We start from the raw sequence: 22,980 nt of genomic DNA, 5'->3' as shown, positions 1-22,980 counted from the left end.
GGACGGTTAAGAACCTTTTAGCTCGCGTCCGCGGGCGAGCGGATCGATCGAGCGTCCATCCGCATCCGGACGTGAGGCGATCACTCCTCGTCGAGGACGTTCCGGATCCGATCGAAGACCTCGTCGGGCGCGGCCTCGCCGTCGATCTCGACGAGGTCGCCGGTCTCGCGGAAGTGCTCGATGACGGGTTCGGTGTTCTCCCGGTAGACGGACAACCGCTCCCTGGCCGTCTCCTCGGTGTCGTCGTCGCGCTGGTGGAGGTCGCCGCCGCACTCGTCACAGACGCCCGGTTCCTCGGGCGGGGCGAACTCGACGTGGTAGTTCGCGCCGCAGTCCTCACAGACGCGCCGGCCCGTCAGCCGGTCGACGAGGACCTCCTCGTCGACGTCGAGGAAGATCACGGCGTCGAGGTCCGTGATCTCCGAGAGGTACTCGGCCTGGTCGAGGTTGCGCGGGTAGCCGTCGAGAACGAAGCCGTCGGCGTCCGCGAGCGCGGCCTCGACGATCTCGTTGACGACCGGGTCCGGGACGAGATCGCCCGCCTCCATGTACTCGCGGGGGGTGCCGTACTCCGTCTCCATGTCCTTTCGGGCCCGCAGCGCGTCGCCGGTTGTGACGTGCTCGATGCCGTATTCCTCGGCCAGCTTCGTGCTCTGTGTGCCCTTGCCCGCACCGGGTGCGCCAAGCAGGAGAACGCGGTGGCTCATGTGCGAACGGTGGAAGCCCCCACCTAAAGCCTTGAAGATATCGACGCGACGGCGGGAGCGCTCCCCGTCCGGTTTCGCCGGTGTCGTCCAGTCGGGTTCCGTCCTCTTTCGTTCCGTCCCGGTCGTGTCGTGGATCCGGCTCGGAGAAGACCCGAAACGCTTTCGGGACGCCGCGTCGCCTTCGTGGACATGGCGTTTCTCCCCGAGGGGTTCACGTTGCCGGCGTTGCCGCACCTGCTCGTCCTGCTCGCCGCGGTCGGACTCGTCGGCGCCGCGTTTCGACGGAGCCCGCCGCGCGTGGAGTCTCGACACGTACTCGCGCTCGCGCCGTGGATGGTCGTCGGGTCGTGTCTGCACGTGCTGTACGTGATCGGCGCGTTACCCGAGGCGGCGCGACCGTTCGCCGGGACGCCGGCGGTCTACCTCACGGTCGCGGCGATCGCCGGCGCGGTTTGGATCGCGATCGACTCGACGGAGGCGATCCCGGCGAGCCGGGTTCCGACGGTCCTGGCCGCAAGCGGGGTGGCGGCGCTCGTTTCCGTCGTCGCCGTCGCCCTGGCCGCGGGCGCGCGAAGCGGAAGCCTCTCGCCGACCTGGCCCGCTGCGGCGCTCGTCCTCGCCGTGCCGATCGCGGCCGGAACGTGGTTTGCGCTCGTCCGGGCGGTTCCCCGCGCCTCGATCACGGGCGAGGTGGGTGCGCTCGCGGTGTTCGCACACGCGCTCGACGGGGTCTCGACGGCCGTCGGCGTCGACGTCCTCGGGTTCGGCGAGCGGACGCCGCTGTCGCGGCTCGTCATGGAGGCGGCGGCCGGCCTGCCGACGCCGGAGGCGATGGGGGTCGGCTGGCTGTTCGTTCTCGTCAAGCTCGCGGTCGCGAGCCTCGTCGTCGTGCTGTTCGCCGACTACGTCGAGGAGGACCCGACGGAGGGGTACCTCCTGCTCGGACTCGTCGCCGCGGTCGGGCTCGGACCGGGCGCGCACAACCTGTTGCTGTTCACCGTCTGGGGCGCGTGATCCGCCGTTCGTCGTCCCGCAAGCGTGTGAGCTACGGTTCGCCGCCCTCCGAGCGTGAGCTACCGGTCGTCAGTCCCCGTGCGTGAGAGCTGGCGTTCCGCGTTGTCGGGCGCGTCGTCGAGATCGAGCTCCGGTCGGTCGAGCTCCGATCGATCGAGTCCCAGTCGATCGATGGTCGCCGCCGTCGGGACTCCCTCGGCGTTCCACCCCCGCGAGCGGTAGTAGGCGTCGAGGGTCTCCTCGAACGCCGCCGGATCGATCCGGCGTCCCGCGGCCGGCCCGTCGGCGATCGGTTCCGCGAACAGGTCCGGAAGCCGATCGTCGCCGCGGTCGAACCCCTCCCTGACGTTGAACAGGCGGACCAGCGTCCAGATCCGCTCGCCGACCGCGGAGAGCGCGTCCGAGTCGGTCGGATACGCCACGTCGGCGGTCGAATCGAGCGCACGCATGAAGGGCTGGCCCCGGTCGGACCACATGGTCTCGCCGGCGAAGTCGTCGGCCACGAGGCTCCACAGAAGCGATCGAACGTTCTGGGCCCGGATCACGGGCTGGACGCGGTCGCCTTGATCCCACGCGGTGAAGACCTCGCGCTCGATCGGGCGGGCCCGGCGGTGGCAGCCGCCGCGGTCGCTCGTGGCGTACGCGAGCGCCATCGCCGGAGCGACCCGGGGATCGTAGGACGGAAGCGTCATCGACTTCACGGTCGGAACGGTCGTGAGGTCGAACCGGTCCGCGGCGACCTCGACGCCCAGCCGGAGCGCCTCGATCGCCTCGGGATCGATCTCATCGGAACCGCCCTCATCGGAATCGACACTCACACCGGCGATACGTCGAATGGCGCGCCGGGCGACCGCCGGATCCCCGAAGGCGACGTCGACATCGACGACATCGGACTCGTCCGCGGAGCGGGCGAGCCACGCGACCGCGTTGCCGGCCGAGACGACGTCGATCCCGAGGCGGTCACAGAGCCCGCCGAGCGCGGCAACCGCGTCGAAGTCGTCGATACCGAGCCCGGCGCCGAGCGACATCGACACCGCGCCGCGCGGAACCGTCTCACCGGCGTCGGTTTCGACCCGGAAGTCGCCGGAAACGGCCGAATCGGGGTTCTCCCTGCCGGTCGAGGCCTCCCGAGCGGCCTCGACGCCTATCGACTCGACGCCCTCGAAGCGGTCCCGCGTCCAGCCCTCGGTCGCGAGTCCACCGACGGCGTTCGCGAACTCGGCCGACTCCGCGGTGCCGGAGGCGGCGTGCCAGCGGCCGGTCGAATCCGCGGCGAATCGGTCCTCGTACTCCTCACGCAGGGTCGCGAGCTTGGGGGTTGCCGGGTCCGCCGAGTTCCCGCGAGCGACGACGGCCTTGAGCCCCTTCGCACCCATCACGGCGCCGGCGCCGCCACGACCGGCGTGATGCTCGCCGCCGTCGGAGGCGATCGTCGCGTATCGAACGCCGTTCTCGCCCGCGGGGCCGGCACACGCCACGGCGGCCTCCGGGTGGCGTTCGGCGGTCTCGACGGCGTCCCTGCCCCAGCAGTCGGCGGGGACGATCCGTCCCGCGCCGCCGTCGATCTCGATTCGGACGGGATCGTCGCTCGCGCCGGTCACGAGGAGCCCGAGACAGTCGTCGAGCGATCCCGCCAGCCGAGCCGCGAACTCGCCGCCGGCGTAGGAGTCGAGAAAACAGCCGGTGAGCGGGGACTTCGTCACGGCGGCGTACCGCGGCTCGCCGGGCACGGAGCCGGAGAGCGGACCGACGAGGAAACAGAGGAGGTTGTCGGGAGCGAGCGGATCGACCCCCGGCTCGAGCTCCGAGAGGAGATAGCGCGCGCCGAGACCCTTCCCGCCGAGGTACAGACGGCGCCAGCGCTCGGGAACGCGTTCGCGACGGAGCGTTCCGGCGGAGAGGTCCGCGCGGAGCACGTGTGTCCGATCGGCCATCGAGTCGTGGGGAGCGTTGTCGCGCGCGGCGTATATGTCGTCTGGTACGCCGTCCGGTCGCGGGCCGGAAGCGGTCGGGACGGGAAGGACCCATCGAGCGCGCGCCGGTCCGCGATCTTTGGGAAGAGTCTGCGAGTGGCGAGGGAGACCTCGAGCATCGAGGAAAAGTCCGCGAGTGGCGGGGGAAAGTCCTTGAGCGACGGGGACCAACCTCCCCCATGGTCAGCGAGGAGCCCGCGGCCGGAGATCGGCGTTCTTCGACCGGGGGGCAAGACTCCACGGGCGGGGCGGAGGGCCTGACGGGCGCGATCGTCGCGGGCGGTCGGTCGACCCGGTTCGGCGAGGTCGACAAGGCGGTTGCGCCGCTCGCCGGGACCCCGATGATCCGCCGGGTCGCCGACCGGTTGGCGGGCGTCGACGACCCGATCGATCCCGGCAGCGACCGCGCGAGCGGCGGCGAGGCGGTCGTTCGGGACCTCGTGATCAACTGCCGGGCCGACCAGCGGCCGACGATCGAGGAGGCGATGGACGGCTACCCGCTCGCGGTTCGCTACGCGGTCGACGAGGAGCCCGACCAGGGCCCGATGGCGGGGATCAGGAACGCCTGCCGCGGGGCCTCCGGGGAGTACGTCGCGGTCGTCGCCTGCGACATGCCGTTCGTCGATCCGACCCTGATCGAGCGACTCCACGAGCGCGCGATCGGACACGAGGGGTCGGTTCCGCGGATCGACGACCGGTGGTTCCAGACGACGCAGGCGGTCTACCGGGCCGATCCGATGGCGGCAGCCTGCGATCGGATGCTCGCGGCCGGGAAACGGAAGATAGTCGAGGCGCTCTCCGAGCTCGAGTACGTCGTCCTCGACGGCGAGGAGATCCGGGCAGTGACGAGCGAGCGGACCTTCGAGAACCTCAACACCCGCGAGGACCTAGCGTCCGCGAGGGAACGGATCGACGGGAACGGGGCGTGAACCGATCGGCGGCGAAGCGTAAGCCGGTCGGCGGCGGATGGATCTCGGGGTCGAGGCGATCGGGATCGTCGATCCGGTTTGAAAGGTATCACCAATACCTTTTTGTGGATATCCGTGACCCCTGTAGTCGTCATGGAGACCCGAGTTGCGTACCTCGACGTGGGAGAGATCAACATGGACACGGTCGAGCTACCGGAGCTCGGACCCAACGACGTGCTGGTGAAGACACATCAGGCGTCGGTCTGCGGGTCCGAACGCTATTTCTACCGGGGCGTGACCGTCCGGGAGGAGGACGAAGCGAGGGGTCGCCCGAACGAGGGCGGCGAATACCACGAGGGGGAAGGGCGACGACACTCCTACCCGATGGGTCCGCTCGGTCACGAGGGCGGCGGGACCATAGAGGCGGTGGGATCGGCGGTCGACGAGTACCTCGGCGGCGGGTCGGTCTCGGTCGGCGACCGGGTGGGAAGCCTCTACTACCCGACCTACACGGACTACTGGGTGACGGACGTCTCGAACGTCCAGCCGATCCCGGACGGCGTGTCCTTCGAGGTCGGGTGCCTCTACGAGGCGCTCGCGTGTGCGGCGTGGGCCGCCCGGCGGATGGACGTCAAACTCGGGGACACGGTCGCGGTGAACGGCGCGGGCTTCGCCGGCAACATACTCCTCCAGGGGGCGATCGAATCGGGCGCCTCGAGGGTCTTCGCGGTGGACGTCGCGGACGAGAAGCTGGAGATCGCGAAGGACCTCGGCGCCGACGTCGCGATCAATCCCGAGGAGGAGGACCCCGTAGCGCGCGTCGACGAGCTGACCGAGGGCGAGGGCGTCGACGTGGCCGTCGAGGCCGTGGGCGGGACCGGGGTCGGCATCAAACAGGCGCTCGGAATGGTCGCACACAACGGGGTCCTCGCGCTATACGGGGACAACTACGAGCCGATAGAGGAGTTCTGTTTCCATCGCTTCCACGAGGACGGACTCGAGGTGCAGAACCTCAACGCGATGCACTACACCGAGCTGCAGGCCGTGGAGTACGCCCGCGAGGCGTATCGCGCCGTGGAACGTGACGTCTTCGACATCGACGTCATCCTCGAGAACTCGAACAGCCATCCGCTCGAGGAGCTTCCGGAGGTCTTCGCACGGGAGACGGAATCCGCGGAGGATCAGGGCTCGCTGAAGACGCTGATCATCCCCTGAGAGCCCCGATCTCCTCTCGAGCGATCGCGTTTATATGTGACACCGCCGTAGACGCACGCGTGTCGAACGAGAACGTCACCGTCAGGATCGACCCGCACGTCCACTCGGAGGCGTCCTACGACGGCCACGAGCCGGTCGAGTTGATCCTCGAACACGCCGCAGACATCGGGCTCGACGCGGTGGTCATCACCGACCACGACGTCTGTTCCGAGTCGGTTCGCGCCGCCGAACTCGCGCCCGAGTACGGGCTGATCGGGATCCCCGGCGTGGAGGTCTCGACCGCCCACGGGCACCTGCTCGCGATCGGCGTCGACTCGATGCCCCCGCATCGCGTCCCCTACGACGAGACGGTGGAGTGGATCCACGACCACGGCGGGGTGGCGATCGTCCCCCACCCCTTCCAGCGGTCGCGACACGGCGTCCGTCGTCGCTACATCCCGACGAAAGCGGACGCGTCGGGGATCGCAACCAAAGGGGACGGGACGGAATCCTCGCCCACGGCGGCGGACGGCGGTGAACCCTCGCCCGCGACCGCGGACGGAGAAGCCCCGACCGGAGCGGACGGGGCGACTCCCCCGAGCGGCGTCGACGCCATCGAGGTGTTCAACGCGTGGCTGTTCACGGGCTATCGAAACCGCAAGGCTCGGCGGTTCGCCGCCGAGAACGCCCTTCCGGGCGTCGCCGCGAGCGACGCCCACACGCTCGAGTACGTGGGACGGGCCTTCACCGAGGTCGAGATCGACGACGCGGCGTCGATCGACGCGGTGGAATCCGCGGACGTGCTCGAGGCGATCCGCGACGGGACGACAACCGTGTCGGGCAAGCGCGCGCCCGTGCCGATGGCGGCCAGACACTACGCCATCGCCGCGGGACGCAAGTCCGGCTACTACGCGAAGACGGGTGCCGTCCGGAGCGCGGCCGCGGCACGGTGGGCGGCGTTCACCGCCGCCTCGACGGCCCGCGTGGGCGCGCTTCAGGGCGCCCACCGGATCGCGCGGGTCGCCTCGTGGCTGCGGTGAGCCCCCGGATCCACGAGGGCGGAACCATCACCGCGCCGTGCTGCCGCCGTCGACGGCGATCACCTCGCCGGTGACGTAGTCGGCCCCCGGCGAGAGCAGGAACGCCACCGTCTCGGCGACGTCCCCGGCCTCGCCGAGCCGCCCGAGCGGAATGTCACGTGCGCGCCGATCCTCCCAGTCCGGATCCTCGTTGCGGACCGCCTCGTTCATCGACGTCCGGGTCGTGCCCGGCGCGACGGCGTTGACCCGTACGTTCTCGTCGGCGTATTCGACGGCGAGCTGGCGTGTCAACGCGTCGATCGCCCCCTTCGTCGCACAGTAGGCCGGCAGATTCGGGACGCCGCGCGTGGCGGCCTCCGAGGAGACGAACACGAGCGATCCGTCCGTCTCGACCAACGGGGGGATCGTCGCCCTCGCGACCCGCAGCGCGCCGAGCAGGTTGGTGTCGACGACGAACTCGAGGTCCTCGTCGGTCGCCTCGTCGATCGGTCCGCGAGTGAGCACGCCGACGGTGGTGACGACGGCGTCGAGACCGCCGAACTCCTCGAGCGCGCGTTCGACCGCCCGGTTCACCGCGGCCGTCTCGCGGACGTCGCACTCGATGGGCACCGTCTCGCCGTCGAGCGTCGCCGATAGCTCGCGAAGCTCGTCGATCGACCGGGCCGCCATGGCGACCGCGGCCCCCTGGTCCGCGAGCGTCTCGACGATGGCCCGCCCCATGCCGCGGCTCGCCCCGACGACGAGCGCGCGCATCTCCTCGCCTTCCGGGATACTCCCGATTCCGTCGGCGTCGGCTGGTTCGTCCGTGTCCATGTCTCACGGAAGGCGGAGCGAGGAAGATAGCCGTTCGGGTCGAGGCGAGTCGGGCGGAACTGGCGAGTCGGGGCGAAGATCGGCTCCGATCCCCGGTCAGTCGGCCGCGACCTCGGCGGTCGAGTCGGACATCGCGAGCACGTCGTCGAAGAAGTCGAGGGAGTCGTGGGGTCCGGGGTTCGCCTCGGGGTGGTACTGGCGGGTGATGACGCCGTACTCCTCGCTTTCGAGCCCCTCGGCCGTGTCGTCGTTGACGTTGACCTGGGTGACCTCAAGCGGCCCGGGGTCGGAGACGGTGTAGCCGTGGTTCTGGGTCGTCATCACGACGCGGTCGGTCCGGAGGTCCTTGACTGGCTGGTTGACCCCGCGGTGGCCGAAGGTCATCTTCTCCGTCGAGCCGCCGAGCGCGCTCGCGATGATCTGCTGGCCCAGACAGATGCCCGCGAGGGGGAGATCGCCCGCGAAGGCGTTCACGACCGCCTTCGCGGCCTCGAAGTTCTCCGGATCGCCGGGACCGTTCGAGACGAACAGGACGTCGGGATCGACGGCCTCGACGTCCGCGGGGGTCGAGTCGTAGGGCAGGACGTGGACGTCCGCGCCGCGTTCGTTCAACGACTCGACGATGGAACCCTTCGCGCCGCAGTCGAGAAGGGCGATCCGCGCGTCGACCGCGCCGTTCGGATCGGCCTCGTGGACGGTCGGTTCGGAGACGGAGACGCCGGCGCCGATGTCGACGTGGTCGCTCATCGGCTTGCACGCCTCCATCTCGGCCTTCGCGTCCTCGGGCGTGACGTCCTCTCCGGCGGCGATCCCGCAGGCCATCGCGCCCTCCTCGCGGACGGTCGTGACGAGTTCGCGCGTGTCGAGGTGGTCGATCGCCGGAATCCCCTCCTCGGCGAGCCACTCCGCGACGTCGTCGGTGAACTCGCGGGCGATCGCCGCGCGCGGCTGGACCCTGTCGGACTCGAACCGCTCGGAGCGGACCCCGTAGTTTCCGATCAGCGGATACGAGAACGTGAGGACCTGCTCGGCGTACGAGGGATCGGTGAGCGACTCCTCGTAACCGGTGTACGCGGTCGTAAAGACCAGTTCGCCACGTGTACGCCCCGGTGCGCGGGTGCGCGCCTCGAGCACGCGTCCGTCTGCCAACGCGATGTAGGCGTCCGTCATTACGAGAAACGTACGGAGCTACCCTAATAAGTGCGTCGTTCGTAGTTGAGTTACGAAATTCGTAATCAGTATATGGCCGCGGTCCCACGGACCGACATGGACGAACTCGATCGGCAGATCCTCGGCGTCCTCCGTCGGGACTCGCGCACCCCGTATACCGAGATCGCGGACGAGGTCGGGACCTCGGAGGGCACGGTCAGGAACCGGGTCGAGCGAATGAACGAGGAGGGCGTCATCGAGCGGTTCACGGTGACGACGCGGACGGGCAACGTGAAGGCGATGATCGAGATCTCCGTCGAGGTCCACGTCGACACGAGCGCCGTGAGCGAGCGGATGGCCGACTGGGAGGAGGTCGACTTCGTCTGGCAGGTCTCCGGCGAGGACGACATCGTGCTCGTCGTCGACTGCGTCGACACGGGCGCGGTCAACGAGCTGATCACCGACGCCCGCGAGATGGACGACGTCAAATCGACGAAGACGCGCCTCATCCTCGACGAGCGGCTGGGGTGAGCCGAGACCGCCAACGGCTGGGTGAGCCGAGACCGCCAACGGCTGGGTGAGCCGAGACCGCCAACGGCTGGGTGAGCCGAGACCGCCAACGGCTGGGTGAGCCGAGAACGCAGGCGATCGACGATCCAGGGGAACGAGATCCGACGGCGATCCGGTCCGTATCGATCGAATTCTTATTAGGGGGGCTCGCCGTCCCATACCGTATGAACGCAGACGACGCGGCCGATCGCCCTCCGATCGCCGACGGCGGCGAGTCCAGCGGCGGACCCGAGGACGAACTCGACCACGAGAACGCGAACCAGGACGTCATCGCGGTCGACTCCGAGGACACAGCACAGGGCACGGTCAATCGCCTCGACGCACACACCGGCGACGGGATCCGCCACCGGGCGTTCACCTGCCTCGTCTTCGACGGCGACGGCAGGCTCCTGTTGGCCCAGCGCGCGCCCGGAAAGCGGCTGTGGGACACCCACTGGGACGGGACGGTCGCCTCCCACCCGGTCGAGGGACAGACCCAGGCGGAGGCGACGGAACAGCGTCTCGAGGAGGAACTCGGGATCACGCCCGACCAGTACGACGACCTCCGCGTGACGGACAAGTTCGAGTACAAACGCTACTACCCGAACGCGGGCGTCGAGTGGGAGGTCTGTGCGGTGCTCAAGGTCACCCTCACGGACGTCAGCCTCGACCCCGACGAGGAGGAGATCGCCGGGCTGCTGTGGGTGGACTACGAGCACCTCCACGAACACCCGAAGTGGTACCGCCAGCTCAGGCTGTGTCCCTGGTTCGAGATCGCGATGCGGCGCGACTTTTCGGAATAGGTTCGACACCGGCGTCTTCGCGTGACGGATCACTCGAGCAGCGACTCGCCGGTCATCGCGTCCGGCTGGTCGATCCCCATCGTCTCGAGGATCGTCGGAGCCACGTCACAAAGCGACCCGTCCTCGCGGATCGACCGGCCGCGGTCGTCGCCGGCCGGCGACAGGTAGACGAACGGGACCGGATTGTACGTGTGGGCGGTGTGCGGCTCGGCCGCCGTGCCCATGTCGTCGGCGTTGCCGTGGTCCGCGGTCACGATGGCGTGTCCGTCGGCGTCCGCGATCGCCGCGAGGAGCCGGTCGAGCTGGTCATCGACCGTCTCGACGGCGCGGATCGCGGCCTCGTAATCCCCGGTGTGGCCGACCATGTCGGGATTGGCGTAGTTCAACACGACCAGTTCGGGGTCGTCCTCGCGGATCGTGGCGATCGCCTCGTCCGTGACCTCGCGCGCGGACATCTCGGGCCGGCGATCGTAGGTCGCGACGTCCGGACTCTCGACGATCGTCCGGATCTCGCCGGGGAACTCCACCTCGCGGCCGCCGTTGAGGAAGTAGGTGACGTGGGCGTACTTCTCCGACTCGGCGATCCGGAGCTGTCGGAGCCCGGCGTCTGCGACCACCTCGCCGAGGGTATCCTCCGGGATCTCCGGGGGGAACGCGACCGGGAACTCGAAGGTCTCGTCGTACTCGGTCATCGTCACCATCCGGATCTCGGGCTGGTCGAGATCGAAGGGCCACTCCGGCTCGGTCCCGGTGAGCAGACGGACGAGCTGTCTGGCGCGATCGGCCCGGAAGTTGAAGAAGACGACCGCGTCGCCGTCCGAGAGGGCCGGCTCGTCGGCCACGAGCGTCGGTTCGATGAACTCGTCCGTCTCGCCGCGCTCGTGGGCGCGCTCGGCGGCCTCGACGGCCGAATCGGCGACGTGTGGGGCCTCGCGGTTCACGATCGCCTCGTAGGCCTTCCGGGTTCGCTCCCAGTTCCGGTCGCGGTCCATCGCGTGATACCGACCCGTCACGGTGGCGACCTCGCCGGTGGCGACGTCCGCGGCGTGGTCCGAGACGTCCGCGAGGAACGTGTCCGCGATCTCGGGGGCCGTGTCCCGGCCGTCGGTGAAGGCGTGGGTGCTCGCGGGCACGCCCGCGTCGTCGGCGAGATCGATCAGCGCCTTCAGGTGGTCGACGGAGGAGTGGACCCCGCCGTCGGAGACGAGTCCCATGAAGTGGACCCGTCCCCCGTGGGAGTCGACGAAGGAGAACGCCTCGCGAAGCGCCTCGTTGTCGGCCAGCTCGCCGGCGGCGATCGCGTCCGATATCCGGGTGTAGGCCTGTTTCACCACCCGACCGGCCCCGATGTTGAGGTGTCCGACCTCGGAGTTGCCCATCTGTCCCTCGGGCAGCCCGACCCGCCGGCCGTGAACGGTCAGTCGGCCGGAGGCTCCCTTCGCCGATATCCCCTCGAAGGTGGGCGTGTCGGCGGCCGCGACCGCGTTCCGCCGGTCGTGGTCGCCGATCCCCCACCCGTCCAACACGACGAGCGCCGTTCTCATACCCGAACCGTCGGGGGCGACGCCCAACTACCCTTCGTTGTGGGGACCGGAGCGCGGCGGGCTCGCCCGCCGACTCGAACCGACACGATCTCCGCTCGAACGAGCATGATCTCCACTCGAAACGCCGCCCGCGTGCGTCCGACGTTCGTCGCACGCGAGACGGCCTGATCGGCCGCAGTCGGCCGGTCGTCCACTTTCACCGCGGCTACGGAACTTTTTACCACATGCCGCCCCAAGGGGCCCACGCCTCCCATTCGAAAACACGCCGGAGGCAACAACCATGACGGAACTACGAGACCACGCGGAAGCGATAGCCGAACAGTTCTCGGACCACCTCGACCCGGACGTCGACGAGATCGAGGCCCGGCTGGACAACCTCGTCACCGAATACCGGGTGCCCGTCGAGGAGGCGAGACGGAGCATCACCAACGACTACCTCGACGAGGCCGGCCTCGAGCGCGACGAGCTCGGACGGGGCGGGAGCGAACGGGTCCAGGTGAACGAGATCGACGAGGACGAACAGTGGGTCGACCTGCGCGTGCGCGTCGTCGACCTCTGGGAGCCCCGAAGCGACGCCGTCGCCCAGGTCGGGCTGCTCGGGGACGAGTCGGGGACGATCAAGTTCACAGCCTTCGAGACCTCGGATCTTCCCCTGCTCGAGGAGGATCAGGCCTACGATCTCTCGAACGTCGTCACCGACGAGTACGAGGGACGGTACTCGGTCAAGCTCAACCGGACGACCGGAATCTCGGAGATCGACGAGGAGATCGAGGTCGGCGACAACGCCGAGACGGTCGAGGGAGCCCTCGTCGACGTCCAGTCCGGCTCCGGTCTCATAAAGCGGTGTCCCGAGGAGGACTGCACGCGGGTGCTCCAGAACGGGCGCTGTAGCGAACACGGCAAGGTCGACGGCGAGTTCGACCTCCGGATCAAGGGCGTCCTCGACGACGGGCGGGAGGTCCACGAGGTCATCTTCGACCGGGAGGCCACGGAGGAGCTGACCGGCATGGGCCTCGAGGAGGCCAAACAGCTGGCGATGGACGCGCTCGATACGACGGTGGTCGCGGACGAGATGTCGGAGGGCATCCTCGGGCGGTACTACCGGGTCACCGGTCCGACGCTCGGCCGGTACGTGCTCGCGGACGAGACGGAGGAGCCCGGGCCGGTGGACGTCGAACGCGCGCTGATCAACGCGAGGTCGATCTGAGATGAGTCAAAGCGAATCCACCCCCATGAGGGAGGTCGCCCGGCGCGTCTTCGCCACCGAGTTCAACGACGCCGGCTACACGTTCAAGGAGTCCGACGACGAGCGCGCGCCCGTCTACTCGCTGCTTCCCACCGGGGAGTCCGCGAACCGGGTGTTCCTCGTCGGCACGCTCACGGAGAAGGACGACGTGGGCGAGGACAACGAGTACTGGCGCGGCCGGATCGTCGATCCGACGGGGACGTTCTTCGTCTACGCCGGCCAGTACCAGCCCGAGGCCGCGAGCACGCTCCGCGACCTCGAGCCGCCGGCGTACGTCGCCGTGGTCGGCAAGCCGCGGACCTACGAGACAGACGACGGCTCGATCAACGTCTCGGTCCGCCCGGAGTCGATCACCCCGGTCGACGCCGCCGTCCGCGATCGCTGGGTCGCCGAGACCGCGGAGCGGACGATAGAGCGCGTCGCCCGGTTCGACGACGAGGCCAACGAGTACGCGCGAATGGCACGCGAACACTACGATCTCGACCCCGAGACCTACCGCGCGGCGGCGCTCTCGGCGCTCGAGGATCTCGACGAGGGAGAAGGCGGTAACGATTCGGGGACTGACGACGCCGACTCGGAGGCGGACGACGCCGAGACCTCGCTCGAGGCGTAGGGTCTCGGCGGCCGGCATGCGCCGTCGCGGGTGACCGGGCGGCAGTTCACACGGCGGCGGTCATTCGTCCGTCGATCGACGATCCGCGTCGATCTGTGAGACGATCGTAGACGATCGTAAGCGACCGGAAACCGACGGAAAACGCGGCCGCTCACGCGTCGTCCGCGACCGAAAAACGACGGCTCGACGGCGGGGTCAGGTGACGGTCACGCGACGTTGAACCCCTTCTCGCGGAGGAACTCCTCGACGCGCCCGGAGTGGTTTCCCTGCAGCTCGATGGCGTCGTCCTCGACGGTGCCGCCGCAGGCGAACTTCGATTTGAGATCCGACGACAGCGAGTCGAGATCGACGTCCTTGGGGTCGAATCCTTCGATGACCGTTACCTCCTTTCCGTACCTTCGCTCGTCGATGCGGATGCTGATCTGCTGGGACTCCTTGGCGACGTCCTCGCAGACGCAGAGTTCCTGGGGCAGCCCGCACGTCGAGCAGACTTCCGACATTACGGTTCGAACCTACTGGATGCCGGTATTAAATAGTGTCGGGACCCCCGGCGTCGGTATCACGGATCGGCGGGGCGTTAACCGACGCCGACCGTCACCACGGATCGGCGGAGCGTTGACCGACGCCGACCGTCACCACGGATCGGCGGAGCGTTGGCCGACGCCGACCGTCACCACGGATCGGCGGGGATTTCTCCGACGCCGGCCTCAGCGTCCCCCGTCCGCGTCGTCGACGGCGCCGATCGGGTCGCGTGCGCGGGCGTTCTCTCCGATCGGGTCGCCGAAGGACTCCACGCCGATCACCGTGTCCCGCTCGTAGGCGACGTGGCCGCGAACGATGGTGATCTCGGGGAACACCCCGGTCATCCCCTCGAAGGGGGTCCACCGACACTTCGAGTGAAGCGCGGCGGCTCGGATGTCGGAGGGATCCTCGAGGTCGACGACGACCAGGTCCGCGTCCCGTCCGGCCTCGATCGCGCCCTTGTGCTCGAGTCCGAAGATCGACGCCGGATTTCGGGCGGTGACGTCGCGGACGCGCTCGAGCGTCAGCTCGTCCCGGCGAACCGCCGCCAAGAGCAGGGGGAGCATCGTCTCGACGCCGGGCACGCCGCTCGGCGCCTCGGTCAGGGTCCGGTTCTTCTCCGCGGCGGTGTGGGGCGCGTGGTCGGTCGCGACCACGTCGACGCGACCGTCGCGGAGCCGCTCGAAGACGGCCGCACGACGGTCGGGATCGCGAAGCGGGGGGTTCATCCGGCCGAACGTCCCGAGCCGGTCGCAGTCGTCCGTCGAGCAGAAGAGGTGGTGCGGGGTGACCTCGCAGGTCGCCCCGGTTCCGGCGGTCGCGTCGATCCCCTCCGGCGTCGAGGTGTGGGCGATGTGAACGTGCCCCTCGACGTCCTCGCCGGCCGCGACGGCGCGCTCGACGGCCGCCGCCTCGGCGTCCGGCGTTCGAAACGCCGACCAGCGCTCGCTTCGGGCACGACGCCCGACGCCGCCGAGATCGCCCGACAGCGCGTCCGGATCGAATCGGTCCGCGTCCTCGGCGTGGACGGTCACGGGAACGCCCGCGGCCGTCGCCCGGTCGAGGGCGTCCTCGAAGCGGTCCATCTCGATCCCCATCTCCCCGGTCGAGTCGGCGAGGAAGACCTCGCCGAGCGCGAACACCGGCCGGTCGAACAGCTCCTCGGGACGCCACGCCGCGGTGACGCCGCCGTTGATCCCGTAGTCGACGAGGGAGTCCTCGGCCGCGGTGGCGGCCTTCGCGTCGAAGGACCCGCCGTCGACGGTGGGCGGGTCAGTGTTCGGCTGGTCGACGACGGTCGTCACGCCGCCCGCCGCGGCCGACCGCGATCCCGTCTTCCAGGTCTCCTTTTGTAACCCGCCCGGCTCGCGAAAGTGGACGTGAACGTCGATCGCGCCCGGAAGCACGTGCTTGCCGCGAGCGTCGATCACCCGTTCGTCGGCCGCTGGCTCGAGGTCGGACGCGACGGCGTCGATCGTCTCCCCGTCGATGCGGACGTCGCGGACCCGCCCGTCTGCGAGCGCCCCGCCGGTGATGAGCATACGGGGATCCTCGATGGGGCACGGAAAAAGCAGTCCGATCCGGGAGGGCCAGGCTCGCCCGCGAGGGTCAGGCGCGCTCGCGGTCGTCGCCGGCGGGGGAATCCTCGGTGAGCCCGTTCGCGTTGGCGTAGTCGGCGTCCTCGTCGAGCCCGGGCGTCGCGCTCGGATCGACGTCCTCGGGCTCGCCGGCGTCGCCGACGACGGTCTCGCCCGATTCCGTCTCGACGTAGACGTCGTCCGCGAACCCGGCGATCGCGTTCTCGTATTCGGGCTCCTCGAGCCGCTCCGGGGTCGCGGGGGCGTCGGCGATCCCCGATTCGGGGTGGAACTCGCCGAGCGGGTCGTCGATCGTGATCCCGTGTTCGGTAAAGAAGTCCTCGTAGCGTCGGTAGTGCGCCTCAAGTTCGTCGCCCGGGATCTCCATCATCTCGGTCCACCCGTGGTTGAAGAAGTCGAAGTTCGCCTGGATGTGGGTTATCTCGCGGGCCTCAGCCTCCGGAAACCCGGCCTCGAGGGCGGTCACGTAGGCGTCCATGGTCGCATCGAAGAAGTCGTCGAGGTGGTCGCGACGCTGCTCGCGCCGGTCGTCGTCCGCCTGGTTCAAGAAGATCGTGGTGTGGAGATCGACGAGCTTGTCGTTCGCGAGGTCGCCGAGAACCGGGGCCGTGAGCGCCTTCTTCGCGGCCCAGTGGCGGACGTTCTGGCTGATCTTCATGCTCGCGGGTTGGGCCCGTACGTCCTTGAATCTGTGGCGGTGGGAACCGAACTCGTGACGATTCGAGCCGAACTCGTGACGATCGGACCCGACGGACGCCGTTCACGAGAGGGACTGTAAGGTCCTAAAGGAGCTACAGACATACCCCATGAGATCATTCCTCATGATTCCTCACGTCGATAGCAATCCACATTAACCCCCGTACCGAACGGCCGATCATGAGCGAATCGTACGTGATCGTCGGCGACGGCGTCGCCGGGTCGTCGGCCGCCGAGACGCTCCGCGAGGAGCGTCCCGACGCCGACATCACGGTCATCACGGACGAGGGCGAAGCCCTCTACAACCGCATTCTGATAAAGGAATTCGCGAAGGGGAAGCTCCCCGAGGCCCCGATCTCCATCCACGACGAGGAGTGGTACGCGGAGCGGGACATCGACCTGCGGCTCAACACCCTCGTCGTCGACATCGACGTCGAATCCGACGAGATCCGAACCCACGAGGAGGAGGTGTTCGCCTACGACAGCCTGCTGTTGGCGATCGGCGGAACCCCCCAACAGCTGCCCGTCGAGAACGCCGATGCCGACGGAGTCCACCACTTCTGGACGTTCCAGGACGCACGCCGGATCAAGGAGAGCGTGGAGGACGCGGACTCGGGCGTCATCGTGGGAGCGGGGCTACTCGGCATCGACTTCGCGGCGATCTGCGGCGCCCAGGACGTCGAGGCGAAGTACCTCATGCGCGGCGACTCGTGGTGGCGATACGCCCTCTCGAACGAGGGCGCGGAGATCATGCACGAGGCGATGCGCGAACGGGGCGTCGAACCCGTCTTCGACTCGGGCGTCGACCGCTTCGAGGTGGACGAGGACGGCCACGTCGAGGCGGCGATCGACCCGAACGGCGAGCGCTACGAGTGTGATTTCGCCGGCGTCGCGATCGGGTTGAACTTCAACACGGAGATCGTCGAGGACACCCCTGTCGAGACGGACGACGGGATCCTCGTCGACGAGTACATGCGAACGAACGTCGACAACGTCTTCGCGGCCGGCGACATCACGGAGTTCAACGACCTCGTTCTCGGCGACCGGGCACAGAACGGCGCGTGGGGCTCCGCCAAGGAACAGGGAACGATCGCGGCACGGAACATGGTCGAGTACGGCGCGGAGGAGTTCCGCTGGGTCAGCTCCTACTCGATCACCCACTTCGAGTTCCCGTTCCTCTCGTTCGGCCACCCGACGCTGGGCGACGAGAGCGTGGAAGCGACCACGGGCGAGGGCGAGTGGCGACGGCTCGCGTTGAAGGACGGCCGCATCGTCGGCGGCGTCCTGATCGGCGACCTCGCCCCGCAGTCGGCGTACAAACAGCTGATGCGCGAGCGGCGATACGTCGGCGACCAGACGGACGTCCTCATGGAAGAGGGCTTCTCGGTCGACGACCTGGCACAGACGAGCGAGCCCTGAGGGGACGCCGGAAGCGAAGCGGTTTTCGGCCGTCGCGGCGAACCGGACGTATGGACAGCGGCGGATCCACCGACATGACGTTGGCCTTCGAGCTGGAGGCGCTCCGGCGGTTCGCGGACCCGAACGCGGTGTTCAACGACGCCCGCCAGTGGACCGAATACGTCGGCGTCGTGAGCGAACAGCCGACCTACGTGGTGACGAACTTCACCCGCAAACACCGGGTTCGCCAGGACTTCTTCTCCGGACCGCGGGGGGTCGAAGAGAGCCTGCAGAACATCAAAGACCAGTTCGAGACGGACCGGCACGTCTTCGTCGGCACCGACGAAGACGACGAGGCGCTCGCCGAGTCTGCCGACTGGGAGTTCCTGTCGGTCGAGGACGCCGCCGAGGCGGCCGGCTGGCGGATCGCCGACGGCGAGGAGGAGCCCGCGGAGGCGACCGAGCAGCGCGACGACTGGCCGTGAAGCCGCTTGTGACGTCGGGGCGCGTGCTGGCGTTCGTCGATCACGGGTTTCGAAAGCCCTAATCGCGTCTCCCCCCTTCCCGTAGGTAATGAGCCACCAGCTGCCGGACGTTCAGGCGTCGGATCCCGAGGTCGCGGTCGGCCTCTCTCAGGTCGGGGTCACCGGGGTACAAAAGCTCGTGAAACTCTCGCGCGGCGACGACCGGCCGATCGTGTTGATGGCGGAGTTCGAGGTGTTCGTCGACCTCCCGAGCTGCAGGAAGGGACTCGACATGTCCCGGAACATGGAGGTCATCGACGAGATCTTAGAGGACATCACCCGCGAGGAAGCCTACCGCGTCGAGGACGTCTGTGGCGACGCCGCCGAACGACTCCTCGAGAAACACGAGTACACTTCTCGGGCCGAGGTGGAGATGACCGCCGAGTTGATCACCCGCGAGCGAACGCCGGCCTCGGATCGGCCGACCCAGAACACGGCGACGATCATCGCCTCGGCGACGGCGACCGAGGAGGGGACCCGCGAGGAGATCGGCGCCGAGGTGACGGGCATGACCGTCTGTCCGTGTTCGCAGGGCATGTCCGAGTCGCGCGCGAGGGAGAAGCTCCACGATCTCGGCGTCGACGAGGAGACGACGGAGTCCTTCCTCGAGGCGGTCCCCCAACCCGGCCACTCACAGCGGGGACACGCGACCCTCACGGTCACGGCCGACGGCGACCCGGACGTCGATCTGCGCGACGTGATCGACATCGCGCGCGACGCGATGAGCGCGCGGATCTACAACATGGCGAAGCGCCCGGACGAGGACCACATGACCTACCACGCACACGCGAACGCGAAGTTCGTCGAGGACTGCGTGCGGTCGCTGGCCGAGCGGACGGTCACGGAGTTCGACCACCTCCCCGACGACGCCGTGGTCCGGATGGCCCAGTCGAACGACGAGTCGATCCACGAGCACAACGCCCACGCCGAACGCGAGGTCACGATGGAGCGGCTTCGGACCGAAGTGAACGGCGCGGCCGAGTGATCCGGGGACGGAGCGGATCGAAAGACTACTCGACCGTCTCCGCGACCCGCGACAGCAGCTCGTCGGGCGTGCGTGCGGGCTCGGAGGTCTCCCCGTGGAGGGCAACCACGGCCGTGTCGCGATCGAGGGTGCGCCCGCCCGGCGCGTCCGCGAGGTGTGCGTTCGGGACGACGACCTTCTCGTGGTCGGCCACCCGCCAGGCGGCCCGATGGAGGTCGCTTCCCGGCGGGGTGGCGACGTGGACGGCGGGCGAGCCGTGGAGGAGACGCGCCACGAGTCCGCCGTAGCTCGCGATCTGTACGCCGTAGCGCTCGTAGGCGCCGGCGAATGACTCGGCGGTCTCGCGTGCGACGGCGGCGTATCGCTCCTCCCCGGTCGCAAGCGAGAGGGAGTAGAGCGCGTCGGCCATCTCGACGTTGGTGTCGAGGGGACGGAAGGGGCGATCGAGGAGTCCGGGGCCGTTTGCAGGTCCGTCGAGGAACGAGCCGTCCGCGTGGAGGACGTCGATCGCACGGTCGGCGACGGCACGCGCGACGTCGATCCCCTCGCCGAGGACGCCTTGCGCGCGGACGAACGCGGCAACGACGCGGGCAGCATCCTCGAGAACGTCGACCTCCCCGGTCGCGTCGCCGGTCCGAAAGCGCGTGACCGTGCCGGTCTCCGGATCGACGAGTTCGTCGCGGAGCAGATCGAGGATCCGCTCCGCGTACTCGCGGGCGCGCTCGTCGTCGGTGTAGGCGGCGTAGGTCAAAAGCGCGTCCGCCGCGAGCGCGTTCCCGCCCGCAAGGAGGGTGTAATCGTATCTGGGGTCCGCCATTTCTGCGCGTCCCTCGGCGTCGCTCGCGTAGTAGGCACGCCCCTCGCCGGGACCGATGCTGCCGCCGACGCCGACGCCGGTCCAGAGGTCCTCCGTGAGGAACGCGACGGCGTCGCTCGCCGTCTCCGCGTAGGCCGGTTCGCCGGTGTAGAGATAGGCGTTCGCGAACGCCCGAAGCGTCGCGGCGTTGACGTCGATCGTCTGCTCGTGGTGGACGTCCTCCCACGCGCGAGTCCCGGCGTAGCGGAAGAACCCCCCGCCGACGTCGTCGTGCAGGTGCGTCGAAACGGCATCCAGGGTGCGACGGGCCTGCGAGCGCTCGCGTTTGAGCGCGAACTCGATCGTCCGCGCGAGGGGGAACTTGGCGTCGTCGCCCCAGCCGGCGTGTTCGGAATCGAACTGGACCTCGAGTTGGCCCGCGAGGTGCTCCTCGATGGCCGCCGTGAGCTCGCCCGAGGGCGGGAGGTCGCCGGCGAGCGCGCGGGGGACTCGCCCGGCGTCGTCCCCCTTGTCGGCCCACATCGTGCGGACGGACTCGAGCACCTGACGCATCCCGTCGGGGCCGAGGTAGCCGGCGCCGGTGAGAAGCTCCCCGTCGGGGGTGACGAAGACCGTCGAGGGGAACCCCCCCATGTTGTACCGCTCTCGGACCCGCGGATGGCGGTCGACGTCGACGCGGACGGGGACGAACCCCTCGTTGACGTTGGCGGCGATCCGCGGCTCGCCGTAGGTCCGTGCGTCCATCTCGTGGCAGTCCGCACACCACGTCGCCGTGAGCGCGAGGAGGACCGGTCGGTCGGTCTCCGCGGCCTCCCGAAAGGCCGCACTCCCCCACTCGCGCCACTCGACGTGCGTCTCGTTCATGTCACCGGATCGGCCGGCGAGGTGGGTAAGCGCTTCGAGACGCGCGGGCGGCGGGGACGCGGACTCAAAGGTCGCGGAGCGTGTCGAGCGAGTCGTCGAGGTCGCGGGTCGAAACGGCGAGCGAGAAACCGTCGGCCCGAGCGAGGTCGGCCGCGTGGTCCCAGAGGTCCGGCTCCTCGATGCCGTGGAGGACGACCGCGTTCGGCGTCGGCGTGACGACCCGGAGCGCCACGAGCGGCGACTCCCCGCGCGTGACGTTCGTGAACACGAGCGCGCGGTTGGTCGACTGGCCGTACAGCCGGTAGAACTCCTCGCTCGAGAGCCGGGAGATGGCCTGGATGGAGTTGATGACGGTGTGTCCGTAGATCCGGTCGCGCTCGCCGGCTTGGATCTCGTTCGCTCCGATCGCGTCGTGGAACGTCGAGAGGGGGACGGCCGTCGAGTACTCCCGGAGGTCGCGGACCACGTCGCTCTCGAAGCCGGCCGAGAGGACGCGTGCGTGCTGTCGAAGCCGGTCGCCGCCGCGCTCGACGTCGATGTCGAGCAGCGCCTCGACGGTCCGTCGGACGACACCGATTCCGGGACTCTCCCGGCGGCCGCTCTCGTAGTCGGAGACGACGGACGAGGAGACCTCGAGCTGGGCGGCGAGCTCCGTCTGGGAGACGTCGAAGTCCGTGCGCCACTTGCGAAGCGTCGCGCCCGGATCGTCGCTCAGGGTGATCTCGCCGGCGATCCGTCGCGCCAACTCCTCTCTCGCGCGTTGGCTCATCGTGGTCGACGTCCGTCCGAGACGCGCAAAAGGGTATCGAAAGTGGGGTTCGTCGACCGTCGATATCGTTCGAGGATCGAAGAGGGACGGCGGCGCGTCGAGACGGGGACCGCGGCGCGTCCGGACGGCGGGCAGCGGCGCGTCCGGGCCGCGGGCGGTACGCGGACGAACGGCGGGCGCCAGTCCTATTTGATCGGCCGTCGAACCCTCGTCCGATGCGCGCCGCAGCATTCTCTGAGTTGACGGGGCCGGAGGGAGTACGGATCGTCGATCGACCGACGCCGGATCCGGAGCACGGCGAGGCGGTCGTCGACGTGGAGGCGTGTGCGATCAACAGACACGACCTGTGGATCCTGGAGGGCGACTCCGCGATGGTCGACGCGGACGACCTCCCGTTCGTGAGCGGGCTCGACGTCGCCGGAACCGTCCGCGCCGTCGGCGAGGGGGTGACCGACGTCGCGCCCGGCGACGAGGTGGTGTTGTGTCCGAACGAGACCTGCGGACGCTGCCGGTTCTGCCGTGAGGGTCCGGAGAACCTGTGTGAATCCTTCTCGCTGTATCACGGCGGGCTCGCGGAGTCGGCGCGCGTGTCCGCGGACAGGCTGGTCCGGCGTCCGGAGGGGGTCGACGCGACGACCGCGGCCGCGCTCCCGACCGCGTACGTGACCGCCTACCGGATGCTCCAGCGCGCGGAGGTGGGCGCCGGCGACCTCGTCTTCGTCCCCGGAGCCACGGGCGGGGTCGGCCTCGCGGCGATCCAACTCGCGGACGTCCTCGGCGCGCGGACGGTGGGCACCTCCTCGTCGGCGAGCAAGCTCGATCGGGTGGCGTCGCTCGGGCTCGATCATCCGGTCCACGGAGAGGACCCGGAGGAACTCCGGGGTGCCGTGGAGGCGGTCGGGACGCCGGACGCGGTGGTGAACCACCTCGGCGGGCCCTACACGGAACTCGGCATGGACGTCCTCCGCAGGGGCGGGATCATGACCGTCTGCGGGCGGACCGCGGGCGGACGATCGACGTTCGACGTCGCGGACCTCTTTTTGAACCACAAGCGGATCGTCGGCAGCACGATGGGGACCCAGGGCGACCTCGAGACGCTCGTCGATCTCGTCGCGTTCGGCGACCTCGATCCGGAGATCGACGGAACGTATCCGCTTTCGGAGACCGCGGACGCCTTCGCGGCGATGCGCGACCGCGAGACCGTCGGCAAGCTCGTGATAACGGCCTGAGGACTCGCTCACGGAGGACAGGCTC

The 22,980-nt window shown here is 69.1% G+C and carries 22 protein-coding genes; 12 read left to right on the top strand and 10 right to left on the bottom strand.

All coding sequences use genetic code 11. The annotated features are described in order from the left end of the window. Positions 1–80: 80 nt before the first annotated feature. A complete protein-coding gene (locus ACZ5YD_RS11705) occupies positions 81–707 on the bottom strand; it encodes an adenylate kinase (protein ID WP_379744407.1) in 627 nt (208 codons plus the stop codon). Between the two features lie 189 nt (positions 708–896). Here ACZ5YD_RS11705 and ACZ5YD_RS11700 point away from each other — a divergent pair, with 189 nt between their 5' ends. Further along, positions 897–1,721, top strand: a complete 825-nt coding sequence (locus ACZ5YD_RS11700) for a DUF63 family protein (RefSeq protein WP_379744409.1) — start codon at positions 897–899, stop codon at positions 1,719–1,721. 59 nt (positions 1,722–1,780) lie between these two features. On the opposite strand, the gene ACZ5YD_RS11695 is transcribed toward ACZ5YD_RS11700, so the two are convergent. Beyond that, complete coding sequence (locus ACZ5YD_RS11695) at positions 1,781–3,655, bottom strand: aldehyde ferredoxin oxidoreductase family protein (protein WP_379744411.1); 1,875 nt, start codon at positions 3,653–3,655, stop codon at positions 1,781–1,783. 218 nt (positions 3,656–3,873) lie between these two features. Here ACZ5YD_RS11695 and ACZ5YD_RS11690 point away from each other — a divergent pair, with 218 nt between their 5' ends. From ACZ5YD_RS11690 to ACZ5YD_RS11680, 3 genes are all read left to right on the top strand, one after another. Then, positions 3,874–4,623: a molybdenum cofactor guanylyltransferase gene (locus ACZ5YD_RS11690; RefSeq protein ID WP_379744413.1), complete on the top strand. Its 750-nt coding sequence runs from the start codon at positions 3,874–3,876 to the stop codon at positions 4,621–4,623. 132 nt (positions 4,624–4,755) lie between these two features. Further along, on the top strand, positions 4,756–5,817 hold the full coding sequence (locus ACZ5YD_RS11685) for a zinc-dependent alcohol dehydrogenase (RefSeq protein WP_379744415.1): 1,062 nt from the start codon (positions 4,756–4,758) through the stop codon (positions 5,815–5,817). Between the two features lie 59 nt (positions 5,818–5,876). After that, positions 5,877–6,836 (top strand): CehA/McbA family metallohydrolase, encoded by a 960-nt coding sequence (locus tag ACZ5YD_RS11680; protein ID WP_379744417.1) that lies wholly within the window; start codon positions 5,877–5,879, stop codon positions 6,834–6,836. Positions 6,837–6,863: 27 nt separating this feature from the next. Here the strand turns inward: ACZ5YD_RS11680 and ACZ5YD_RS11675 are convergent, their stop codons facing one another. Next, positions 6,864–7,649 (bottom strand): SDR family NAD(P)-dependent oxidoreductase, encoded by a 786-nt coding sequence (locus ACZ5YD_RS11675; protein WP_379744419.1) that lies wholly within the window; start codon positions 7,647–7,649, stop codon positions 6,864–6,866. Positions 7,650–7,745: 96 nt separating this feature from the next. Next, on the bottom strand, positions 7,746–8,819 hold the full coding sequence (gene carA / locus ACZ5YD_RS11670) for a glutamine-hydrolyzing carbamoyl-phosphate synthase small subunit (RefSeq protein ID WP_379744421.1): 1,074 nt from the start codon (positions 8,817–8,819) through the stop codon (positions 7,746–7,748). A gap of 96 nt (positions 8,820–8,915) precedes the next feature. On the opposite strand from carA, the gene ACZ5YD_RS11665 reads away from it, so the two are divergent. Beyond that, a complete protein-coding gene (locus ACZ5YD_RS11665; protein ID WP_379745591.1) occupies positions 8,916–9,329 on the top strand; it encodes an Lrp/AsnC family transcriptional regulator in 414 nt (137 codons plus the stop codon). Between the two features lie 203 nt (positions 9,330–9,532). Beyond that, positions 9,533–10,150: an isopentenyl-diphosphate Delta-isomerase gene (gene idi / locus ACZ5YD_RS11660; RefSeq protein WP_379744423.1), complete on the top strand. Its 618-nt coding sequence runs from the start codon at positions 9,533–9,535 to the stop codon at positions 10,148–10,150. Between the two features lie 29 nt (positions 10,151–10,179). Here the strand turns inward: idi and gpmI are convergent, their stop codons facing one another. Next, positions 10,180–11,694 (bottom strand): 2,3-bisphosphoglycerate-independent phosphoglycerate mutase, encoded by a 1,515-nt coding sequence (gene gpmI, locus ACZ5YD_RS11655; RefSeq protein WP_379744425.1) that lies wholly within the window; start codon positions 11,692–11,694, stop codon positions 10,180–10,182. 280 nt (positions 11,695–11,974) lie between these two features. Here gpmI and ACZ5YD_RS11650 point away from each other — a divergent pair, with 280 nt between their 5' ends. Together ACZ5YD_RS11650 and ACZ5YD_RS11645 are read left to right on the top strand one after the other, a co-directional pair. Beyond that, positions 11,975–12,901, top strand: coding sequence for a replication factor A (locus ACZ5YD_RS11650; protein WP_379744427.1), 927 nt, complete (start codon positions 11,975–11,977; stop codon positions 12,899–12,901). Position 12,902: 1 nt separating this feature from the next. Beyond that, a complete protein-coding gene (locus ACZ5YD_RS11645; RefSeq protein ID WP_379744429.1) occupies positions 12,903–13,553 on the top strand; it encodes an RPA family protein in 651 nt (216 codons plus the stop codon). 206 nt (positions 13,554–13,759) lie between these two features. On the opposite strand, the gene yciH is transcribed toward ACZ5YD_RS11645, so the two are convergent. The 3 genes from yciH to ACZ5YD_RS11630 all read right to left on the bottom strand — a co-directional run bounded on the left by yciH (position 13,760) and on the right by ACZ5YD_RS11630 (position 16,331). Next, entirely contained in the window at positions 13,760–14,053 is a 294-nt protein-coding gene (yciH, locus tag ACZ5YD_RS11640) for a stress response translation initiation inhibitor YciH (RefSeq protein ID WP_379744431.1), read from the bottom strand. A gap of 207 nt (positions 14,054–14,260) precedes the next feature. Beyond that, complete coding sequence (locus tag ACZ5YD_RS11635; protein ID WP_379744433.1) at positions 14,261–15,616, bottom strand: dihydroorotase; 1,356 nt, start codon at positions 15,614–15,616, stop codon at positions 14,261–14,263. Between the two features lie 67 nt (positions 15,617–15,683). Next, complete coding sequence (locus tag ACZ5YD_RS11630; RefSeq protein WP_379744435.1) at positions 15,684–16,331, bottom strand: DUF6149 family protein; 648 nt, start codon at positions 16,329–16,331, stop codon at positions 15,684–15,686. A 218-nt stretch (positions 16,332–16,549) separates the two neighbouring features. On the opposite strand from ACZ5YD_RS11630, the gene ACZ5YD_RS11625 reads away from it, so the two are divergent. The 3 genes from ACZ5YD_RS11625 (at position 16,550) to mptA (ending at position 19,276) form a co-directional block, all read left to right on the top strand. Further along, positions 16,550–17,788 (top strand): NAD(P)/FAD-dependent oxidoreductase, encoded by a 1,239-nt coding sequence (locus ACZ5YD_RS11625; protein WP_379744437.1) that lies wholly within the window; start codon positions 16,550–16,552, stop codon positions 17,786–17,788. 50 nt (positions 17,789–17,838) lie between these two features. Beyond that, positions 17,839–18,252, top strand: coding sequence for a DUF7124 domain-containing protein (locus tag ACZ5YD_RS11620; protein ID WP_379744439.1), 414 nt, complete (start codon positions 17,839–17,841; stop codon positions 18,250–18,252). A gap of 88 nt (positions 18,253–18,340) precedes the next feature. Further along, positions 18,341–19,276 (top strand): GTP cyclohydrolase MptA, encoded by a 936-nt coding sequence (mptA, locus tag ACZ5YD_RS11615; RefSeq protein ID WP_379744441.1) that lies wholly within the window; start codon positions 18,341–18,343, stop codon positions 19,274–19,276. Between the two features lie 25 nt (positions 19,277–19,301). On the opposite strand, the gene ACZ5YD_RS11610 is transcribed toward mptA, so the two are convergent. Beyond that, complete coding sequence (locus tag ACZ5YD_RS11610) at positions 19,302–20,957, bottom strand: DUF255 domain-containing protein (protein ID WP_379744443.1); 1,656 nt, start codon at positions 20,955–20,957, stop codon at positions 19,302–19,304. Between the two features lie 64 nt (positions 20,958–21,021). Next, positions 21,022–21,726, bottom strand: a complete 705-nt coding sequence (locus ACZ5YD_RS11605) for a helix-turn-helix domain-containing protein (RefSeq protein WP_379744445.1) — start codon at positions 21,724–21,726, stop codon at positions 21,022–21,024. A 215-nt stretch (positions 21,727–21,941) separates the two neighbouring features. Here ACZ5YD_RS11605 and ACZ5YD_RS11600 point away from each other — a divergent pair, with 215 nt between their 5' ends. Then, positions 21,942–22,955 carry an alcohol dehydrogenase catalytic domain-containing protein gene (locus ACZ5YD_RS11600; protein ID WP_379744447.1) on the top strand — a complete coding sequence of 338 codons (1,014 nt, stop codon included), beginning with the start codon at positions 21,942–21,944 and terminating at the stop codon, positions 22,953–22,955. Positions 22,956–22,980 lie beyond the last annotated feature (25 nt).

Source organism: Halopenitus salinus, from assembly GCF_055397165.1.
Note: the sequence above shows the minus strand (reverse complement) of the source record. Positions and strands in the feature narration are given on the sequence as shown.